Below are 20533 nucleotides of genomic sequence, written 5' to 3' on the forward strand. Positions count from 1 at the left end.
CACCACCATGAGCGTTGTCACGAACACCACCACCATCGGCGCCATCGAGGCACCGAGCCGCCGCAACACCGAACTGGCCCTGCTGGCCTTCGCGGTCGCCATCCCGATCTTCGCGTACCTGAACGTGGGTCTCGCGATCAACGGGAAGGTGCCGACCGGCATGCTCGGTTACGGGCTCGGCATCGGTCTCCTCGCCGGCACCGCCCATCTCGTGGTGCGCAAGTTCGCCCCGTACGCGGACCCGCTGCTGCTCCCGCTGGCCACCCTGCTCAACGGCCTCGGGCTCGTCGTCATCTGGCGGCTCGACCAGTCACCGAAGCTGATCCGGCTCTCGAAGATCGCGTACGGCGCCTTCTCCCCGTCGGCGCCCAAGCAGCTCCTCTACTCGGCCATCGGCGTGGCACTGTTCCTGGTCGTGCTGATCCTGCTCAAGGATCACCGCATCCTCCAGCGGTACACGTACATCTCCATGTTCGTGGCCCTGGTCCTGCTGATCCTCCCGGTCTTCTTCCCCGCCGTGAACGGCGCGAAGATCTGGATCAGCCTCGGCCCCTTCACCATCCAGCCGGGAGAGTTCGCGAAGATCATCATCGCGATCTTCTTCTCCGGGTACCTCATGGTGAAACGCGACGCGCTCGCCCTCGCCAGCCGCCGCTTCATGGGCCTGTACCTGCCCCGCGGCCGCGACCTCGGACCGATCCTGGCCGTCTGGGCCATGTCGATCCTGATCCTGGTCTTCGAGACCGACCTCGGTACGTCGCTGCTGTTCTTCGGCGTCTTCATCGTCATGCTGTACGTCGCCACCGAGCGCACCAGCTGGATCGTCTTCGGCCTCCTGATGTCCGGGGCAGGTGCCGTGGGTGTGGCCACCTTCGAACCGCACGTCCAGGACCGCGTCAACGCCTGGCTCGACCCGTTCGGCTGCTACAAGACCAACGGCGCCTGCCAGCAGATCGGCGACGCCCTGCTGTCCTTCGGCTCCGGCGGCACGCTCGGCACGGGCCTCGGCCAGGGCCACTCGGACCTGATCGGCTTCGCCGCCAACTCCGACTTCGTCCTCTCCACCGTCGGCGAGGAGTTCGGACTCGCCGGCACGATGGCCTTCCTGCTGCTGTACGGACTGATCGTGGAGCGCGGTGTACGGACCGCCCTCGCCGCCCGCGACCCGTTCGGCAAGCTCCTCGCCATCGGCCTCTCCGGCGCCTTCGCCATCCAGGTCTTCGTCGTCGCCGGCGGTGTGATGGGTCTCATCCCGCTCACCGGCATGACCCTCCCGTTCGTCGCCTACGGCGGTTCGTCCGTGCTCGCCAACTGGGTCCTGATCGGCATCCTGATCCGGATCAGCGACACCGCGCGCAGGCCCGCGCCGGCCCCCGCCCCGTCACCCGACGCCGAGATGACCCAGGTGGTCCGACCGTGAACAAACCCCTGCGACGGGTCGCCATCTTCTGCGGCCTGCTGATCCTCGCGCTCCTCATCCGCGACAACTGGCTCCAGTACGTCCGCGCGGACGAGCTGAACTCCAGCGATTTCAACCGCCGGGTCCTGATCGAGCGCTACGCGCACGAGCGCGGCAACATCATCGTGGACGGGAAGCCGATAACAGGCTCCACGAAGACGGACAGCAGCGACTTCGCGTACAAGCGCACCTACGTGAACGGCCCCATGTGGGCCCCCGTCACCGGATACGCCTCGCAGGCCTTCGACGCCACCCAGATCGAGAAGCTGGAGGACGGCATCCTCACCGGCAACGACGACCAGCTGTTCTTCGACCGGACGCTGGCGATGTTCACGGGGGAGAAGAAGCAGGGCGGCGACGTCGTCCTCACCCTCAGCGGCGCCGCGCAGAAGGCCGCCTACGAGGGCCTCGGGAAGAAGAAGGGCGCCGTCGCCGCGATCGACCCGAAGACCGGCAAGATCCTCGCTCTGGCCTCCACCCCCAGCTACGACCCGTCCTCGTTCGCCGGCAACAGCGACAAGGACGGCGAGGCGTGGAGCAAGCTCGAAGAGGACAAGGACCAGCCGAAGCTCAACCGGGCACTGCGTGAGACCTATCCGCCCGGCTCCACCTTCAAGGTGGTCACGGCGGCGGCGGCCCTGGAGCACGGCGTCGTGAGCGGCATCGACGACAAGACCGACTCGCCCGACCCGTACACCATGCCCGGCACCACCACGAAGCTGCCGAACGAGGGCAACATCCCCTGCAAGAACGCCACCCTCCGCGTGGCGCTCCAGTACTCGTGCAACACCGTCTTCGGCAAGCTCGGCGTGGACGTCGGCGCGGACAACATGCTGGAGACGGCGAAGAAGTTCGGCTTCAACTCGGAGCAGTTCGTCCCGGTCCGCGCCAACGCGTCGATCTTCCCCGAGAAGATCAACGAGTCGCAGACCGCGCTCTCCTCCATCGGCCAGTTCGACACCCGCACCACCCCGCTCCAGATGGCCATGGTCGCCGCCGCGATCGCCAACGACGGCAAGCTGATGAAGCCGTACATGATCGACCAGCTGCGGGCGCCCAACCTGGACCAGCTCAGCCAGACCGACCCGGAGGAGCTGAGCCGCCCCCTCACCCAGGAGCACGCGCAGATGCTCCAGCAGATGATGGAGACGGTCGTCAAGGAAGGCACCGGCACCAAGGCGCAGATAGACGGTGTGACGGTCGGCGGCAAGACCGGTACCGCCCAGCACGGCGAGAACAACAGCAAGAACCCGTACGCGTGGTTCATCTCGTACGCCAAGACCGACTCCGGATCCCCGGTCGCCGTGGCCGTCGTGGTCGAGGACAGCGACGCCAGCCGCGACGACATCTCGGGCGGCGGCCTCGCCGCTCCCATCGCCAGGGACGTGATGAAGGCGGTCATCGACAGCAAGAAGTGACGCCGGTCACGGCTCACGTCCATATCTGCACATTGCGATACCGGTCGCGTATCAGGTGTCCGGTACGGGCGGACCGCACGGGGCGTGCCCGGTAGCGTAGGCGCGTACAGCACATCGCCGGAGACCACTCACCGGTGCGATCGGGACTGACGGAGAGGGCCGGAACAGTTATGGAAGAGCCGCGTCGCCTCGGCGGCCGGTACGAGCTGGGCGCGGTGCTCGGCCGTGGTGGCATGGCCGAGGTGTACCTCGCGCACGACACCCGGCTCGGCCGATCCGTCGCTGTGAAGACGCTCCGGGCCGACCTGGCCCGCGACCCGTCGTTCCAGGCCCGGTTCCGCCGGGAGGCCCAGTCCGCCGCCTCGCTCAACCACCCGGCGATCGTCGCGGTCTACGACACCGGCGAGGACTACGTCGACGGCGTCTCCCTCCCGTACATCGTGATGGAGCACGTCGACGGTTCGACCCTGCGTGAGCTGCTGCACTCCGGGCGCAGGCTGCTGCCCGAGCGCACGCTGGAGATGACCGTCGGGATCCTCCAGGCGCTGGAGTACTCGCACCGCGCCGGGATCGTCCACCGCGACATCAAGCCCGCCAACGTCATGCTGACGCGCACCGGCCAGGTCAAGGTCATGGACTTCGGCATCGCCCGTGCGATGGGCGACTCCGGCATGACGATGACGCAGACGTCCGCCGTCATAGGAACCGCCCAGTACCTCTCCCCGGAGCAGGCCAAGGGCGAACAGGTCGACGCGCGCTCCGACCTGTACTCCACCGGCTGCCTGCTCTACGAGCTGCTCGCGGTCCGGCCGCCGTTCGTCGGGGACTCCCCGGTCGCGGTGGCCTACCAGCATGTACGGGAAGAGCCGCAGCCCCCCAGCGTGTACGACCCCGAGATCACGCCCGAGATGGACGCGATCGTCCTCAAGGCCCTCGTCAAGGACCGGGACTACCGCTACCAGTCCGCCGACGAGATGCGCGCCGACATCGAGGCCTGCCTCGACGGCCAGCCCGTCGGCGCGACCGCCGCCATGGGCGCGGTCGGCTACGGCGGCGGGTACGGCGGCGACGGGGACCACGCGACCACCGCGCTGCGCACGGCCGACCCGGCCACGTCGATGCTCCCCCCGATGAACCCGGGCGACGGGGGCTTCGGCGGAGGCGGCTACGACGGGGGCGGCCCCGGCCGCCGGCGCCAGCCGAAGAAGTCCAACACCTCGACGATCCTGCTGATCGTCGCCGGTGTGCTGGTCCTGGTCGGGGCGATCCTGATCGGGCAGGCGGTCTTCAACGGCGACGACGACGCCAAGAGCAAGGTGCCGATCCCCACGCTCGTCGGGAAGACCCTCACGGAGGCCGAGACGCTGGCGACCAACGCCGGGGTCAAGGTCGCCCAGTCCAGCAGCGAACGCTGCGACCAGCCCAAGAACGCCATTTGCAGCCAGGTCCCGGCCCCGGAGGCCGGTGAGATGAACGAGGGCGACACGATCAACGTCGTCGTCTCGGAGGGCGCGCCGAAGGTCGAGGTCCCGGACGTCACGGACAAGGACCTGAAGGACGCGACGCGTCTCCTGGAGGACAAGGGCTTCAAGGTCGGCGACCCGAAGCAGGTCGAGTCGGACGAAGACCCCGGCACGGTCCTGGAACAGGACCCGGCGGGCAACGCCCAGGCCGAGAAGGGCGCCGAGATCACGCTGACGATCGCCAAGCAGGCCCTGGTCGACGTCCGCGACGTGACCAACGGCCAGCAGTTCGACTCCGCGAGGTCGCAGTTGGAGGACACGCTGGGCTTCACCGTCAAGCGGGTGGACGTGGACAGCGACCAGCCCGCGGGCATCGTCATCAAACAGGATCCCCCCGGCGGCACCAAGGCCCCGAAGGGCAGCCAGATCACCCTTCAGGTCTCCAAGGGCCCGCAGCAGCAGAAGGTCGCCGTCCCGGACCAGCTGGCGGGGAAGCGGGTCGGCGAGGTCAAGGCGATCCTCCAGAGCCAGGGGCTCAGCGCGACCTTCGCCCCGAACTCGCCCCAGGACGACAACGCCATCGTCCTCAACGTCACCCCGCCCTCGGGCACCCAGGTCGACAAGGGATCGGCCGTCGTCCTGATCACGGTGAACGCCGGCGGCCAGAACGGCGGGAACAACAACGGCGGCGGCGGCGAAGGCGACGGCAACGACGGCGGCTTCTTCGGAGGCGCGTCCGGAGTCGCCTTCCGTACGGAGGACTGACCGCCGCACGGCACGCGCCGCACGGCACCCGTCCCGCGTCCTGACAACGAGGAAGCCCTGGTCCCCACTAGTGTGGGCGCCAGGGCTTCCTCGTGTACGACACCGGCCCTCAGCGCAGCTCCGGCGGCAGGGTGCGGTTCTTGTCGACCTTTTCCGTGCGGACCAGTTCCGCCCAGACGATGTAGCGGTAGTCCGAGGTGTAGATCGGGGTGCAGGTCGTCAGGGTCAGGTAGCGGCCCGGCTTCTTCTTGCCCGACTCCTTGGGGACCGGCAGCAGGACGTTCACGTTGTACTTGGACGTCTTCGGCAGCTCTTTGTAGACCTTGTAGACGTACCAGGTGTCCTTGGTCTCGAAGACGACCGGGTCGCCGACCTCGATCTTGTGGATGTTGTGGAACTTCGCGCCGTGGCCGTCGCGGTGCGCCGCCAGCGTGAAGTTGCCCTTCTTGTCCCAGGGCAGCGCCGACTTGACCGGCTCGGTGTAGTAGCCGGCGATCCCGTTGTTCAGGGACTTCGGCTCCGTGCCCTTCTTGACGAGCACTTCGCCGTTGTCCATCGCCGGGACGTGCAGGAAGCCGATGCCGTCCTTCGAGTCGAAGGACCGGGGGGTGCCGTCGCCGCCCCCGCCGTCCGTGCCGCCCCGCGCCCAGTTGTCGCGTACCTCGTTGCCCTGCTTGGTGGCCTCGCGGTCGGCGAGCACGTTGGTCCACCACAGCGAGTAGACGACGAACAGGCCGAGCACCAGGCCCGCGGTGATGAGCAGTTCGCCGAAGACGCTGACCACCGACGCGACCCGGCTCCTGGGCGGCCGGCCCGGAGACGGGTCGGGGCCGGCCGGCGCGGCGGGCGCGTCCGGTCCCGGCGGCGGTGGTGCCCCGGTCTGCTCGTCGTGTTCGGTTCTCGCTGCCACCGCACCCGCCCCCGTCCCAGTCCAGTCGGCCGGCCCCCCGGCCGGGCTCAGCCGACGAGATCGTCCGGCTTGCCCTTGCTGCGTGGCCGTTCGTCCACCATCTTGCCCCACACGATCATCCGGTACGTACTGGTGAATTCGGGCGTGCAGGTCGTCAGCGTGATGTAACGGCCGGGACCCGCGAAACCCGACTGCGGGGGCACCGGGTCGATCACGCTCACGTTCGACGGCGAGGTCTGCGGCAGGGTCTTGGTCATCGCGTACGTGTAGTAGGCGTCCTGCGTCTCGACGATGATCTTGTCGCCCGGCTGCAACCGGTTGATGTAACGGAACGGCTCGCCATGGGTGTTGCGATGGCCCGCCACCGCGAAGTTGCCCTGCTTGTCCTGTGGCATCGCCGTCTTGAGCTTGCCCTCGGCGTAGTGCCCGACCATGCCGTGGTCGAGGACCTTCGACTTGCTGATGCCCTCGGCGATCGGCACCACGACGTCCAGCTTGGGGATGTGCATGATGGCGAAGCCCTGACCCGGCGCGAAGACCCCGGGCTGGCGGCCCTTGGCCCAGCTGTCCTGGATCTTGTTCGTCTCCTTGCCGGCGTACTGGTCGGCCCGGACGTTCGTCCACCAGAGCTGGTACGTGACGAACAGCAGCATCAGCACGCCGAACGTGATGAACAGTTCGCCCACGACACGGCTCACGACCACCGCGGGGCTGTCCTTCGCCGCGCGCGCGGCGCGGCGGGCCTCGACGCGGGAGAGCGGCTTGGCCGGCGCGGAGCCGTGCGCGGCCGTCCCCGGGCCGTTCCCGGCCTCGGCCGCCCCGGGCTCCTGACGCCTGCGTCCCCGGCCGCCCTTGGCCGCTTTACGGCGCTCCGCGCGCCCGCCCTGCTCGGCACCGGCCCGCCCGGAGCCGGCCCGCCCGGTGGTGGCGGACCCGGCGGACCGCGCCGCGGTCGCGCGGCGCAGGTCGTCGGTACGGAGGCCGATGGTCGCGTCGTCGGGAAGGTCGGCCGGAGGACGGGCCGGCGAAGTGAAGGAGAGGGGGGCGGATATCAGCGTCTCGTCCAGCGCCCCCGGTACGGACTCGGCGGCGGGCGGCGCGGCATGCGCCGCCCCGGACGCGGGACGCCCGGGAACGGGAGCGGGGCCGGCTTCCCGTACGGACGCCGGACCGCGACCCAAACCTGCACCCGCACCGCCGCCCGCGCCCTGATCGGCCACGGGCCGCTCGGGCGGCAGAGCCGCGGACACGGGCGCGGCGGCGGCCGAAGGCCCCGGACCCACCGCCGCAGAAGGGGCCGACGGAGCCGCAGGAGCCTGTCCTCCGGCCCCAGGGGCCCCGGCGGCGGCCGGAGCCTGCCCCGGCGTCTCCTGTCGGCTCTCCGGCCCCCGGTGACGGCCGTGACGCCCCCGGGGCGCCGGCACCTCACCGCTCGCCACCGGCCGGCCAGACGGCTGCCCCGGAATCCCACCGGACATCCCGCCCGGCACCTGCCCCGCGGGCTGCCCCGGAGCCGCGCCCGGCACCGCCCCGGAAGCCGCCCCCGGCACCGCCCCCGGAAGCGGATCGTTCAGCGGGTCCGCCAGGCCGCCCACCGCCGCCCTCAGCGCGGCCTCCGCCGCCGCGGCCTCGACAGCCTCGGCATCGAGGGCCTCCTCGCGCGCGTACGGGGCCCCCTGGCCGCCCGCGTCGTGTTCCGGGCGGAGTGCCGTCACGCGAGCGCCTTGCCCACCACCGGTGCGAGGCCCGACGACCGGCCGACCGCACCCGGATCCCCGCACCGCGCCAGCCAGTTCGCCAGCATCAGGTGGCCGTGCTCGGTGAGCACCGACTCGGGATGGAACTGGACGCCCTCCACGGGCAGTTCACGATGGCGCACGCCCATGATGATGCCGTCGGCCGTCCGCGCCGTGACCTCCAGCTCGGCCGGCAGCTCCGCGGGGTCCGCCGCCAGCGAGTGGTACCGGGTCGCGGTGAACGGCGAGGGCAGCCCGGCGAAGACGCCCCGGCCCTCGTGCGTGACGAGCGAGGTCTTGCCGTGCAGCAGCTCGGGGGCGCGGCCCACGACCCCTCCGTACGCCACCGCCATCGACTGCATGCCGAGGCAGACCCCGAAGACGGGCACCCCGGTCGTGGCGCAGTGGCGCACCATGTCGACGCAGACACCGGCCTCTTCGGGGGTCCCGGGGCCGGGGGAGAGCAGGACGCCGTCGAAGCCGTCCTGGGCGTGCGCGGTGGTGACCTCGTCGTTGCGCAGCACCTCGCACTCGGCCCCGAGCTGGTAGAGGTACTGGACGAGGTTGAAGACGAAGCTGTCGTAGTTGTCCACGACCAGGATGCGGGCGCTCATCCGGCGGACCCCGATCCGTCGACCGTCACGTCGTTGAACGGGAGCAGCGGCTCCGCCCACGGGAAGACGTACTGGAAGAGCACGTAGACGACTGCCAGCGCCAGCACGAGCGAGATGGCCGCCCGCGCCCACACGTTGCCCGGCAGATGCCGCCAGATCCAGCCGTACATGCTGTCCCTTCCGTTGGGTACCGCACCAGCCGGTACAGCAACAGACTAAAGGGCGGCGGGGACACATGGGCGGTGCACCGGGGAGCTGTACGGACGTTCGGGTTTGCCGTTCGTCACAGCGGCCGCCGTGAACGCGGTGCGCGCGGGCCACGTACCGGAGTGTCCGGCTCCGCCCGCGGGCGCCCCGCCCGGCTGTCCGGTCCGGCTATCCGGTGGGCGTCGCGTAGTGGAGGTCGACCGTGCCGGTGTAGCCGGGGAGGGTCTCCCGCTTGTGCTCGTCGACCTGCCAGCCCAGGCCGTACGCCTTCACGTACAGCTGGTAGTTCTGGAGGGCCGGGGAGTCCGCGAGGGCCTGGGACAGCTTCTCCTGGTCGCCCACCGCGGTGATCCGGTACGGCGGCGAGTAGACGCGTCCTTGGAGGATGAGCGTGTTGCCCACGCAGCGCACCGCGCTGGTGGAGATCAGCCGCTGGTCCATGACCCGGATGCCCTGGGCCCCGCCGTGCCACAGGGCGTTGACGACGGCCTGGAGGTCCTGCTGGTGGATGACGAGGTCGTTGGGTTGCGGCTCGGGGTAGCCGGGGTTGGCGGTGGCGTCCGGCGGGGCGTCGTCGAGGGTGACGGTGAGGGCGGAGCCGGTCAGCTCCTCCGTGCCCGCGGTCTTCTCGAGGGCGCGCAGCCGGGCGTCCTCGGCCTCGGTGGAGCCGTCGTCCCGGCTGGCGAGGGCGTCGACCTGGCGCCGTACCTCGGCGGCGGAGCGCCCCAGGTCGGCGTTCTTGCGGTCGCGCTCGTGGATGAGGTCGGAGAGCTTGAGCAACGAGGCGTCGGTACGGATGTTGGTGCCCTTGGCCGTGTTGAAGCTGGTCACGAAGATCAGGCCGGCGAGGGCGAAGACGGCGGCCGTGAGCAGCCTGACCGGCCGGGGGACCAGGCGGCGGCGCGGTCCTTCCGGCGCGGGCCGGGGAGCCCCCTCGGGGACCCCTGGCGGAGAGTCGGCGGAATTGCTCAACGTACCCTTATCTCCTTAGACGCCACGGAAGCACTACGCTAACGGACGCCTGGGGAGGCAGCGTTCCCCCTGTTCCCCGCCCGGCACCCCGTTTCAGTCCCCTGCGCGGTCACGCAGCGCATCGACAGGAGAGTTCCTCGTGCCGAAGTCACGTATCCGCAAGAAGGCCGACTTCACGCCGCCGCCGGCCGCGAAGCAGGCGACCAACATAAGGCTGACGAACCGCAGCTGGGTCGCCCCGGTCATGCTGGCCATGTTCCTGATCGGCCTGGTCTGGATCGTCCTCTTCTATGTGACCGACGGCAGCCTGCCGCTGGAGAGCTTCCGTAACTGGAACATCGTGGTCGGCTTCGGCTTCATCGCCATCGGCTTCGGTGTCTCCACCCAGTGGAAGTAGCCGCTCCGCCGCGGAGCTAGCCGCTCCGCCCCCGGGGCGTCAAGCTCTCCCCAGGCTTATCCACAGCGTTGTCCACAGCAGGGGAAAAGGTCAGAAGATCTGTGGATAACTCCACGGAATGTTGACGCCGGTGTGACTGCGTCCGCCGCTCCCGCCGCACAGCCGCCCCTTGTCGTTGCTGGTCAGACCCACATCAGCGACAAGGGGCACTGATGTTCCCCACAGCATGCACAAGATCCGACACGCACTGTGGACAACTCGGCCCGCGGAGCGGCGGCGGCTCTCTCAGGCGAGGGCGGCCGTACGGACCACGATGATCGCGAGCGTCGCCGCCAGCACGAGCGCGGCCGTCCCGTACTGCACGAGGGCCCGCCGTTCCCGGGGCGCGTGGACGAGGCCGATGGCCACGAGGGTGCCCGCGACCAGGCCGCCGATGTGGGCCTGCCAGGCGATGTCCGGGATGCTGAAGGTGAAGATGAGGTTCACCACGAGCAGTCCGATGACGGGCCGCAGGTCGTAGTTGAGCTTGCGCATCAGGACGGCCGTGGCACCGAAGAGCCCGAAGATGGCGCCGGACGCGCCCAGCGAGGGGGAGTTCTGGGCGGCGAGCAGATAGGTGAGGGCGCTGCCCGCCAGTCCGGAGATCAGATAGAGGGCGAGGTAGCGGGCGCGGCCGAGCGCCGCTTCCAGCGGTCCGCCCATCCACCACAGGCTCAGCATGTTGAAGCCGATGTGCCAGACCTGCTGATGCAGGAACGTGGCGGTGATCAGCCGGTACCACTGCCCGTCCGCGACCCCCACGTCGTGTCCGGCCACCGGGTCGAAGTACTTCCCGACCAGGTCGAAGCGGTTGACGAAGTCGGTGCTCTGCCAGGCGATGACGAACACCACGACGTTGAGGGCGACCAGGATCTTGGTCAGCAGCCGGGGGTCGCGGGCGACGGTGGCGCCGACGACCGTCCGCGGCCGGCCGGCGGCCGGCGGGTGCCCCGTACCGGACCCCTGCCGTACGCATTCCGGGCACTGGAAGCCCACCGAGGCGTCGACCATGCACGCGGGGCATATGGGCCGCTCGCACCGGGTGCAGCGGACGCCGGTCTCCTGCCCAGGATGCCGGTAGCAGCTGGGCAGGCTTGCGCTCGCCTGGTCCATCGGTCCCTCCCGCCTGGTGACGGCGTCCGGCACGGAGCGCGCCGGGCCGCCGGGCCGTCATGTAACCACTACGGACGGACGGGGCACGAGGTTCCCGTCGGGGTCGGCGGGTCTCGGCGGCGCCGGTCCGGCCCCCGCCCCCGGGTCCCGCACCCGCCCCGCCCGCGGGTCTCGCCCGCCGGGTCCCGTCCCCCGGTCAGCGGGTCTCGATGACGACCGACTCCAGGACGACGTCCTGCAACGGACGGTTGGTGCGCGGATTCGTCTGCGTACCGGCGATGGCGTCCACGACCTTCTGGCCTGCCTCGCCGCTGACCTCGCCGAAGATGGTGTGCTTGCGGTTCAGCCAGGTGGTCGGCGACACGGTGATGAAGAACTGCGAGCCGTTGGTGCCGGGCCCCGCGTTCGCCATCGCCAGGAGGTACGGCCGGTCGAAGGCCAGCTCCGGGTGGAACTCGTCGGCGAACTCGTAGCCGGGCCCCCCGGTGCCGTTGCCCAGCGGGTCCCCGCCCTGGATCATGAACCCGCTCATGACGCGGTGGAAGACCGTGCCGTCGTACAGGCGGTCGTCCGACTTCCTGCCGGTCGCCGGGTGGGTCCACTCGCGCCCGCCCTCGGCGAGCTCCACAAAGTTCTTGACCGTCTTGGGCGCGTGATGCGGCAGGAGCCGGATCTCGATGTCCCCCTGGCTGGTCCTCAGGGTGGCGTAAAGCTGCTCGGCCACGATCTGCCTTCCGTGTGTCGTCGCTGACTCCCGCGATCCTCGCACGGAAGGGGCACGGCACGGACCGAGGTGTACGAAGGTGCTCACGGAGGTGTACGGAGGGGCTTCGGCGGACAGGCGCGGACAAGTACACGCGCAGTACACACGCCGAAAAAAGGCTCGCCGGGTCCCGCCGGGACAGGCGCATGCCGAAGCGAAGCGTGGCATTGTCGTGCACGAGGTCCCAAAGGACCGCAATGCCCGAGCATCACCCAAGTCGCCTTCCATGACCCGGATGCCCGCATCGCATGCCGAGACCGAGCCCAGCGGGCATGATCTCGAAAAGGGTGGATAGGCGATATACGGAACGCCACCGAGGAGGATGATCCTGTGACCCGCATGGACAGCGTGCGCGCCGCTACCGGTTCGGCGAAGGAGAGCGTGCAGCACGCCGCGGAAGCGGTGGCGCCTTACGCCGGCACGGCCAAGGAACAGGCCGCGTTGTACGCGCACGAGGCGCGTGTTCGACTGGCCCCTACCGTGTCGAAGGCCGCTCAGCAAGCTCGTATCCAGTACGGCGCGTATGTGGCGCCCCATGTGCCCCCGAAGTTCGATGACGCCGCTCACCAGGCCGCCGCGCGTACTCACCAGGCCGCGGCGCTTACCAAGAAGGCCGCCCGTCAGGCGGCCGACTACACGGTGCCGCGGGTCGAGCAGGCGGTGGCCACCGCACAGCCCATGGCCCAGGAGGCCGCGGCGCGTTCGGCGGCCGCGCTGGCCGCGCTGCGCGGACAGATCACCGCGAAGGAAGTACGGCAGCTGGTGAAGAAGCACCAGCGGCGGGCACGGGCCGGGCGTCTCGCCAAGGGCCTGTTGGTCCTCGGCGCGGTGACCGGTGGGGCTTTCGCCGCCTGGAAGTGGTGGGACAAGCAGGCCAACCCGGACTGGCTGGTGGAACCGCCGGCCGCCACGGAGCTGTCCGACCGCGCACCGCTGACGTCCGTGGACGGCAGCCGGGAGGCGGTGGATCCGCTCGATCCCGAGGTCCTGGCCAAGCAGGCCGAGGCGGAGGCCGCCGAGCGGGACAGGCGTGAGGGCCGGGACGACCGGGACTGATCACGCGGTTCGGCCGCGGCGATGGCGGGCGCCGGAAGACCGAAAGGCTTCCGGCGCCTCACGCTGCGACGAGGGCGGCGTCGGCGGCGGCGTGTTCCTGGGTGCGGTCCGCCCCTTGGACGCGGTCCGCCGCAGGGGCACGGTCGGCCTCCTGCGTACGGTCCGCCTCTGGTGTGCCGTTCGCGTCGTGGGTACGGCCATCCGCCCCGGTCTCCGTCGGCAGGACCGCCGGCAGGTGACGGACCGACGGTGACGACCCGTGCGCCTCGGCGGTGATGCGCTGCTTGATGGTGGGCGGCAGGGCCCGCCCCCGCGGCGGTGCGACCGGCACCACCGCCCTCGTGGGTGCGCGTTCGGTCAGCCGGTGCGGTCCGGCGGCGACGGCGGGAGCCGGCGCGGGAGCGGGCTGCTCGGCCGGCTGCGCCGATACGGCGCCGCCGGCGGCCGTCGCGGGGGACGTGAGTCCCAGGGAGGCGAGCACCGCGAAGAACGCGGTGATGAAGACGGCCCACAACTTCTTGACCTTGATGGCGGCCATGACCCCTCTTTCAGCTCTCTGATGGTGCGATGTCATGCGATGTCGGGTGCGTCGATCGGGCTGGTCGATCGGGTTGATCGATCTACATACCTTCCTCATGATGTGTACGCATCTCGGGAATCCAGGGAGCGACGCCGCAGCTGCGCAGTTCTTCGGATGAACACCACTCGTACGGTCCAACCGGCCCGCGGAGCCACACCCCCGCACCGGCCCCCCACCCCCGCAAAAGACCGCTCCGACCTGCGCCGACACCCCCCAGCACCCTTCACGACGCCCGGCAAGTCGAGCCGTATCCCGCGGAGGTGCGGGCAGGTGGGTCAAGCAGAATTGTTTCGCTGGTGGATCCCGGGGAGCGGCGACGCGGAAGGTGGCGCCGGAGTCATGCCTCTGGCATATACACGAGGCATGGACGATCCTCGTGAACTTCTTCTTCTCGGTCCCGTTCGGTTATCGGCCGCCCGGCGAGGCGGTGAGGAGCCGGGCCCGGTCCCAGACGGCGGCGGCGTGCCGCTGCCGTCGGTAGGGGCGCAGGCGGGCGCGCAGCCGGGCGAGGGACTGCTCGGTCCTGACGGACTTCAGGTGCGGGTAGTGGTCGAGGAAGGCGTGCCAGTGGACACACGCCTCCTCCAGGTGCCCCAGGGTCAGGAGGGTCTCGGCGAGGCCCGCCTGGGTGAGGGCGAAGGCCCGCCGCCGGCCGGGGGCACGGTGGGCGGCTGAGTCCCGCAGCGTCGACAGGCCGTCCGCGGCGTGTCCGAGGGTGAGCAGGGTCTGGGCGCGCTGGTAGTCGAGCCCGGCGCGCGGGTACGAGGTGAAGGGGCCGGGCGGTCCCGAGGACTGCCCGTGCTGGGTCTCCGCCGTGTTGAGGTCACCCAGCGCGGCGCGCCGCTGCCGGTCGTGGGCGCGGGCCAGCGCGCGCTGGACGTGCAGGAAGGCGAGCGTGGCCGGCGGGGCGGCCGGTCCCGCCGCCTGTATGGCGACGTCCATGAGGTGCAGGGCGGGGCGGTGGTGGCCCAGGCGCAGGGCCTGGGTGCTCATGGCGCGCAGGGTGATCGCGTACGTGGAGCGGTTGCCGCCCGCGTGGGCGAGGCCCAGGGCCGTACGGTAATAGTGCTGGGCGAGCCCGAGGTGGCCCGTGTCGGCGGTCATGCTTGCCAGGACGTGGGTGAGTTGGGCGCCGGCGGTGAGCAGGTCGCCGCGGAGCCGGTCGGGGGCGCTGCGCTTGAGGAGAAGGCTGACGTCGTCGGCGAGGTAGGCGGCCAGCGCGGTTCTGGCGTGGGCGCCGCCGTGATGCTCGGTCAGGTCGGTGAACACCTGCGTCATGTCCCGCAGCCGTTGCACGTCCGCCGTGGTGGCGTGGCGCGAGCGGCCCTCCCAGGGTGCGGCGACCGGGGGTCTGTCGGGCCAGGCGAGCCGGTTGAGGGTGGTCAGCGGGTAGGCGGCCTGGCTGCCGGCGGACTTGAGGAGGGAGGCCCGGCGGGCCGGGTCCGTGTCGCCGCGGGAGAGGGCGGCCAGCCGCGCCACCGGATCGCCCTGTCCCGGCCAGATCTGCGGGGGCTGGTCCCGGTCGCGGGCGAGCGGGACCAGCCCGGTGTCCTGGGCGGTGATCAGCCGGCCGGTACGGGTGGTGAGGGCGGCGGCCACCAGGTCGGGCACGGGCGGCCGCGGGCGGGACCCGGAGAGCCAGTGCGCCACGGACGTACGGTCGTAGTGCAGTTCCAACGCGTGCGCGGTGCCCAGGGCGTTGACCGCGCGGGCCAGCTCCCCGGAACTCCATCTGGCCTCCACGAGCAGCGCGGCGAGGAGTGTGTTGGGGGCGCTGCGGCCCATATCCGTTCCCTGCCCTTCCCGGCGTGGTGCTGCGTATGCCGGTGGGATGCCCGCCCCTCAAAGTCACTAAAGGTCGGCCACGCCGGCCACGTCCGCCACGTCGGCGACGTACGCCCGCAGGGTGCGGGGCTCCAGCCCGTACCTCCGTTTGAAGGTCGGGTTGCGCCGGCCCAGCTCGACCCGGCTCCGCCCCGAGGCCCATGCCTCCCGCATGACATGGGCGTACGACACGTAGAACGGGCTGTAGCCGGAGGTGTCCTCCTGTGCGTACCCGACCGCCCAGTAGTGGAAGCGGGAGTCGTCGGTGAGGGCGAGCGCGGAGCTGACCGTCCGGTCCCCGGCCCGCAGTTCCACGGCGCGTACGCAGTCGCCGAGGGCCAGGGTGAATTCCTGGAAGAGGCCGGGGCGGTAGTAGTCGGCGTTGTCGTACTTGGCGGCGGTGGTACGGGCCAGGCTGACGAACGTGTCCAGGTCCGCGCCCCCGGCGCCGGTCGTACGGGCGGTGACGCCGGCCTCGTCGGCCTTGCGCAGGTCGCGCCTGAGGTTCTGCCGGGCCTTGCGCGAGACGCCGCCCCGCGCCAGCTGGTCGTCGAATCCGGAGTAGCGCTCCAGGGGGAGGCCCCATCCGGTGTCGATGTCGACCCCGTGCAGCCCGGCGCCGGTGAGCAGCGCGTCGAGCGGTCCCGCGGCGTCCACGTTGACCATGCCGTACAACCGCGCCCCCCAGTCCGCCGCGACCTCCCGCAGCCCGGCGACGGCGAGCCGGGCCGCGGCCCCGCCCCCGGGTCCCGGCCGGACCGGGAGCACGGTGTCGTAGCAGTGCCAGACATGGCTGAGCAGGACGGGCCGGCCGATGGCGCGGGGGTGGTGGTCGGCGATGACCCGCATCGGGTCGACGTCTTGTTGCAGATACGCGGGCAGCGCGGCGTGCGGCCGTCCCGACCGGTCCGTGACCAGGAGGTACGCGGTGCGCAGGACCGGGTGGAGCGGGTGTTTCTCGAAGGCGCGGAGGAAGGGGCGGCGGAAGAAGACGGGGGCGTCGGCGGCCGTCATCAGCTCGTCCCAGCGTGCGTCGATGTCGTCGATCGCGGTGTGGACGTGGAGTGTGTGTTCCATGGGGCGCGCCTCTCACTCGCCGGGGGCTCGATCGGGCTCAGGGGCAGGGACAGGGGCAGGGGCACAAGCAGGGGCAGGGGCGGAGACCGGATCGGCTGTCCCGGGGGCGGCCCAGTCGAGGAGCACCTTGCTGCCGCGCCCCTCGGCCGCCGTGGCGAAGCCCTTCTCGTACTCCGCCGCGTCGAAGTGGTCCGTGACGACGAACGACGGGTCGAACCCCTCGTCCAGCAGGCCCGCCATCGTGTGCCAGGTGTCGAACACCCGCCGGCCGCTGACCCCCTGAATGGTCAGCATGCGCATCGAGATGTCCGCCCAGTCGGTGGGCACGTCCCGGTCGGGCAGGCCCAGGAACGCGATCCGGCCGCCCGGGGCCATGGCGCCCAGCAGGTCGTGCAGCGCCGACGGGCTGCCGGACATCTCGAAGCCGATGTCGAAGCCGTCCTCCAGGCCGGGCGCGGCGGCGTCGAACGTCCCGTCCGCCCCGCCCGCCTCGATCAGCAGGTGCGCCCCGGCCCGGCGGGCGATGTCGAGCCGGGAGGGGTTGACGTCGCTGACCGCGACCAGCCGGGCGCCGCGGTGGACGGCGACGGCGGCGGCCATGGCCCCGATCGGTCCGGCCCCGGTGACCAGGACCGTACGGTCGCGGACCGGAAAGCTGTCCGCGACGTGCACGGCGTTGCCGAAGGCGTCGAACATGGCGGCGACGTCGAGGGACACGCCCTCCCGGTGGACCCAGACGTTCTCGGCCGGCAGGACGACGTACTCCGCGAAGGCCCCGTCGTACCGCACCCCCAGACCCCGCGTGTCGAGGCACAGATGCTTCCTGTCGGCACGGCAGTTGACGCACGTGCCGCAGGTCAGATGGCCTTCCGCGCTGACGAGCTGGCCCGGCGGCAGACCGCCGACGCCGCTCCCCGTCCGCACGATCTCGCCGACGAACTCATGGCCGATGATCCGCGGGGTCTCCACCGTGCGCCGGGCCCAGGGGGTGCCGTCGTAGATGTGCAGGTCCGTACCGCAGATTCCGGTACGGAGCACCTTGATGAGGACGTCGTGGCGCCCCGGTACGGGAACGGGCACGTCCAGGTACTCCAGGCCCCCGCCGGGTCCGGTCTTGACCAGTGCCTTCATCGAGTGCTTCACCGGGTGCCCGCCGGGGTGGGGGCGGGGGCGTCGGGTGCCCGGGAGACGGCGGCCAGGGGGACGGCGATCCGCTGGTCGTTCATGTCGAGGAGCCACTGGTCGATGTCCAGCAGCCACCACTCGCGGACTTCGAGGAGGTAGAACCGGCGCGGGCCGTCGTCGCGGAATTCGTCCAGGGGCAGCCGCCATTGCCGGCGGACCTCCTCGTCGGGGAAGTTCCGGAGGTAGTAGTACTCGCTCAGCTCTTCCAGCCGGTCCGGTCCCACCGCCCGCGCGGTGGCGGTGAACTGGGCCCCGTCGAGCCCGAGTCCGGGCAGTCCGGTCAGATAGACCGAGCCGGACAGCCGGGGGTCGGCCTCGATGTTGCGCGAGTGCCGTGCCCGGCGCAGGGAGTACCAGAGCAGCCGCAACGGCTCCCTCAGCGGTACGTAGTTGACGGTGGACGCCCACGCCCCCTCGGGGCCCTGGGTCGCCAGCGTCATGAAACGGGTGTTCTCGATCAGGTGGTCACTGCGTTCGGTCAGTTTCGCCAGAGTGGTCATGGGCCGGTGAACTCCTTGCGGGTGTCGAGGATCGCCGCGTGCGGAGCGGACAGATAAGGCGCCCAGAATTCGGCGGGCCTGGCCGCGGCGGCGGGCGCGAGGCGGTGCGACTGCCACCGGACGGGGCCGAACCCGGCGTCCGCCAGGGCCTTTTCGAGGGCGGCGGCGCTCCAGTAGCGCGCCGTGACCCGGAGTTCGTGGCCGCCGCCCGGCGACAGTTCGAGTTCCAGCGGTGAGCCGTCCGTGAGCGGGGGGTCCAGATGCAGGCGGAAGCCGTAGCGGGCGTAGTGGTCGGCGTCGTACGCCACTTCGGGGTGGACGGGCAGCGTCACGAACCGCCCGCCCGGCCGCAGGGCGTCGGCGGCGGACCGGCACAGGGCCGTCAGTTCGTCGTGGGTCGTGGCGTACGGGAGCACGTACACCCCGAGAACGAGGTCGAAGGTGCCCGCGAGGGCGGGCGGCAGCGAGCCGGTGAGGTAGTTGATGCCGAGCCGGTCCTTCGCCTCCCGGTCACGGGCGTGCTCGATCATGCCCCGGGACGCGTCGGTCCCGAGGACGTGCCCGGCCCCGGCCCGGGCGAGCATGCGGCTGTAGACGCCGTTGCCGCAGCCCATGTCGAGGACGCGGAGCTGCGACATGTCCCCCAACAGGCCGAGGACGCTGGGGAATTCGAGGTGCTGCCGGAACGGTCCTGCCGAGAACTCCTCGTAGACGAGGGCTGCCTGGTCGAACGGGGTCATCGAAAATCCTTCCGCGTCGAGGGGGCACCTTCCAGCAAACCTCCGCCGGTCCGGCAGGCGAAACGGATCCGGGGCCGGGTGCGTGAACGCGTTGAACGCGCCGGCCGGGGGGGGCAGGGCACCTGCGCTGTCGTCCGCCGAGGGGACATGCCTGCGGTGTCGCGGTACGCCGCCCTCGCCGCCATCCCGCGCGCCGCGCGCACCCCGCGTGCCCCGCGCGGTAAGGACCTGTCATGACTCACGACGCGAACAACGACCCGGCCCGCGGCGACGTCTGGGACCGCGCGCTCGCCGCCCTCGCCGCCGACGCCGAAGGGCCCGTCCTGACGCCCGGCGAGCTCGGCTACGAGGACGAACTCGCCGTGTTCAACCTCGCCGTCACCCACCACCCCGCCGTGGCCGTCGGAGCGGCCGGCACCGCCGACGTCTCCCTCGCCGTCCGGACCGCCGGGGCCCTCGGCCTCGCCGTCGCGATCCTCAACACCGGCCACGGCCCGGCGCTCCCGGCGGCCTCCGACACCCTGCTGATCACGACCCGCCGGATGACGGACCTGACGATCGACGCCGCCGCCCGTACCGCACGGATCCAGGCCGGCGTGCGCTTCCAGCAGCTCGTGGACGCCGCCGCCGCCCACGGCCTCGCGCCCCTCCCCGGCTCCTCACCCGGCGTCGGAGTGGTCGGATACACCCTCGGCGGCGGAGCCAGCCCCGTCCTGGGCCGCGCCCACGGCTGGGCGGCCGACCACGTCACCGCCCTCGAAGTGGTCACCGCCGACGGCGAGATCCGCCAGGTCTCCCCGGACGCCGGGAGCGACCTGTTCGCGGCGGTCCTGGGCTCCAAGAGCAACTTCGGCGTGGTCACCGCGATGGAGTTCGGGCTCTTCCCCGTGACGCGCCTGTCCGCGGGAGCCCTCTTCTACGCCGGGTCGGACGCGCGCACGGTCCTGGAGGCGTACCGGCGTTTCACCACCACCGCCCCGCACGGGATGAGCTCCGGCCTCGCCCTCTTCGACCTGCCCCCGCTGCCGGACCTCCCCGAGTTCATGCGGGGCAAACCGGCCGTGTCCCTGCGCCTGTCCTACCTGGGACCGGGGGACGAGGGCGAGGCACTGATCGCCCCGCTGCGCCGGGTGGCCCCCGTCCTGATGGACACCGTCTCGGAGAAACCCTTCACCGCGTTCGGCGCCATCAGCATGGATCCGACCGACCCGGCGCCCGCCGTCGAGCACTTCGGCCTCCTCAAGGAGCTGACCGAGGACACCGTCCAGGCCCTCGCCGACGGCTTCGGCCCCGGCTCCGGCATCACCCTCGTCGACCTCCGCCACCTCGAAGGCGCCTACAGCGACCCGCCCGCCACCCCCAACGCCGTGGGCGCGCGCGACGCCGCCTTCTCGCTCTTCGCCCTCACCGTCGTACCGCCCGGCCAGGAGGTGTCCGCGTACGCGACCTCGGGCCTCGGGCTCTTCGAGCGCCTCGCCCCCTGGCTCAGCGAGGCGAAGCACCCCGGCTTCCTCTCACCCGCCGACGCCACCCCCGGGGAGACCCGCAAGGCCTACGCGCCGGAGGTGTACGAGCGGCTGCGCGGCGTCAAGGCGCTCTACGACCCGGACAACACCTTCCGTATCAACCACAACATCCCCCCGTACGAGAACGCGTAGCCGGACGAGAACGTGTGGCCGTACAAGGCCCGTCACCCGGCCCGTCACCCGGCCCGT

The 20533-nt window shown here is 71.2% G+C and carries 18 protein-coding genes and 1 pseudogene; 6 read left to right on the top strand and 13 right to left on the bottom strand.

Annotation, left to right across the window (positions count from 1 at the left end; all coding sequences use genetic code 11):
* Positions 1-7: 7 nt before the first annotated feature.
* The 3 genes from ACIODU_RS02405 to pknB all read left to right on the top strand — a co-directional run bounded on the left by ACIODU_RS02405 (position 8) and on the right by pknB (position 5105).
* Positions 8-1420, top strand: a complete 1413-nt coding sequence (locus ACIODU_RS02405; RefSeq protein WP_356418206.1) for an FtsW/RodA/SpoVE family cell cycle protein — start codon at positions 8-10, stop codon at positions 1418-1420.
* Positions 1417-2877: a peptidoglycan D,D-transpeptidase FtsI family protein gene (locus tag ACIODU_RS02410; RefSeq protein WP_401762990.1), complete on the top strand. Its 1461-nt coding sequence runs from the start codon at positions 1417-1419 to the stop codon at positions 2875-2877. The genes ACIODU_RS02405 and ACIODU_RS02410 overlap by 4 nt, the downstream gene beginning before the upstream one ends.
* A 170-nt stretch (positions 2878-3047) precedes the next feature.
* Positions 3048-5105, top strand: a complete 2058-nt coding sequence (gene pknB / locus ACIODU_RS02415) for a Stk1 family PASTA domain-containing Ser/Thr kinase (RefSeq protein ID WP_401762993.1) — start codon at positions 3048-3050, stop codon at positions 5103-5105.
* Positions 5106-5214: 109 nt separating this feature from the next.
* On the opposite strand, the gene ACIODU_RS02420 is transcribed toward pknB, so the two are convergent.
* The 5 genes from ACIODU_RS02420 to ACIODU_RS02440 form a co-directional block, all read right to left on the bottom strand.
* Complete coding sequence (locus ACIODU_RS02420) at positions 5215-6015, bottom strand: class E sortase (RefSeq protein ID WP_401762996.1); 801 nt, start codon at positions 6013-6015, stop codon at positions 5215-5217.
* A 47-nt stretch (positions 6016-6062) separates the two neighbouring features.
* Complete coding sequence (locus ACIODU_RS02425; RefSeq protein ID WP_401763507.1) at positions 6063-7493, bottom strand: class E sortase; 1431 nt, start codon at positions 7491-7493, stop codon at positions 6063-6065.
* Positions 7494-7726: 233 nt separating this feature from the next.
* Complete coding sequence (locus tag ACIODU_RS02430) at positions 7727-8365, bottom strand: aminodeoxychorismate/anthranilate synthase component II (protein ID WP_356418196.1); 639 nt, start codon at positions 8363-8365, stop codon at positions 7727-7729.
* Positions 8362-8535 (bottom strand): hypothetical protein, encoded by a 174-nt coding sequence (locus tag ACIODU_RS02435; protein ID WP_202534728.1) that lies wholly within the window; start codon positions 8533-8535, stop codon positions 8362-8364. The genes ACIODU_RS02430 and ACIODU_RS02435 overlap by 4 nt, the downstream gene beginning before the upstream one ends.
* 205 nt (positions 8536-8740) lie before the next feature.
* Positions 8741-9544, bottom strand: coding sequence for a DUF881 domain-containing protein (locus ACIODU_RS02440; RefSeq protein ID WP_401762998.1), 804 nt, complete (start codon positions 9542-9544; stop codon positions 8741-8743).
* Between the two features lie 139 nt (positions 9545-9683).
* Between ACIODU_RS02440 and crgA the strand changes: the two genes are divergently transcribed.
* A complete protein-coding gene (gene crgA / locus ACIODU_RS02445) occupies positions 9684-9941 on the top strand; it encodes a cell division protein CrgA (RefSeq protein WP_161312913.1) in 258 nt (85 codons plus the stop codon).
* Positions 9942-10226: 285 nt separating this feature from the next.
* Here the strand turns inward: crgA and ACIODU_RS02450 are convergent, their stop codons facing one another.
* Both ACIODU_RS02450 and ACIODU_RS02455 read right to left on the bottom strand, forming a co-directional pair.
* Positions 10227-11093 (bottom strand): rhomboid family intramembrane serine protease, encoded by an 867-nt coding sequence (locus ACIODU_RS02450; RefSeq protein ID WP_401763002.1) that lies wholly within the window; start codon positions 11091-11093, stop codon positions 10227-10229.
* A gap of 196 nt (positions 11094-11289) precedes the next feature.
* Positions 11290-11817 (bottom strand): peptidylprolyl isomerase, encoded by a 528-nt coding sequence (locus ACIODU_RS02455; RefSeq protein ID WP_401763004.1) that lies wholly within the window; start codon positions 11815-11817, stop codon positions 11290-11292.
* 369 nt (positions 11818-12186) lie between these two features.
* Between ACIODU_RS02455 and ACIODU_RS02460 the strand changes: the two genes are divergently transcribed.
* The gene (locus tag ACIODU_RS02460) at positions 12187-12912 is read left to right on the top strand and encodes a DUF5324 family protein (RefSeq protein WP_356418190.1); all 726 of its coding nucleotides are present in this window, start codon (positions 12187-12189) and stop codon (positions 12910-12912) included.
* Between the two features lie 225 nt (positions 12913-13137).
* Here the strand turns inward: ACIODU_RS02460 and ACIODU_RS02465 are convergent.
* From ACIODU_RS02465 to ACIODU_RS02490, 6 genes and pseudogenes are all read right to left on the bottom strand, one after another.
* A pseudogene (locus tag ACIODU_RS02465) lies at positions 13138-13450 on the bottom strand (DUF6344 domain-containing protein); the annotation flags it as partial.
* 447 nt (positions 13451-13897) lie between these two features.
* Complete coding sequence (locus tag ACIODU_RS02470; RefSeq protein ID WP_356418186.1) at positions 13898-15277, bottom strand: hypothetical protein; 1380 nt, start codon at positions 15275-15277, stop codon at positions 13898-13900.
* Positions 15278-15343: 66 nt separating this feature from the next.
* Entirely contained in the window at positions 15344-16393 is a 1050-nt protein-coding gene (locus ACIODU_RS02475) for a GNAT family N-acetyltransferase (protein ID WP_401763008.1), read from the bottom strand.
* Positions 16394-16405: 12 nt separating this feature from the next.
* Positions 16406-17524, bottom strand: a complete 1119-nt coding sequence (gene tdh, locus ACIODU_RS02480; RefSeq protein WP_401763010.1) for an L-threonine 3-dehydrogenase — start codon at positions 17522-17524, stop codon at positions 16406-16408.
* A gap of 8 nt (positions 17525-17532) precedes the next feature.
* Positions 17533-18078, bottom strand: a complete 546-nt coding sequence (locus ACIODU_RS02485) for a pyridoxamine 5'-phosphate oxidase family protein (protein ID WP_401763012.1) — start codon at positions 18076-18078, stop codon at positions 17533-17535.
* The gene (locus ACIODU_RS02490; RefSeq protein WP_401763014.1) at positions 18075-18818 is read right to left on the bottom strand and encodes a class I SAM-dependent methyltransferase; all 744 of its coding nucleotides are present in this window, start codon (positions 18816-18818) and stop codon (positions 18075-18077) included. The genes ACIODU_RS02485 and ACIODU_RS02490 overlap by 4 nt, the downstream gene beginning before the upstream one ends.
* 233 nt (positions 18819-19051) lie before the next feature.
* Here ACIODU_RS02490 and ACIODU_RS02495 point away from each other — a divergent pair, with 233 nt between their 5' ends.
* On the top strand, positions 19052-20476 hold the full coding sequence (locus ACIODU_RS02495; RefSeq protein ID WP_401763017.1) for an FAD-binding oxidoreductase: 1425 nt from the start codon (positions 19052-19054) through the stop codon (positions 20474-20476).
* Positions 20477-20533 lie beyond the last annotated feature (57 nt).

Source organism: Streptomyces sp. NPDC088261 (genome assembly GCF_044740805.1).
In the GTDB taxonomy this organism is placed as follows: domain Bacteria; phylum Actinomycetota; class Actinomycetes; order Streptomycetales; family Streptomycetaceae; genus Streptomyces.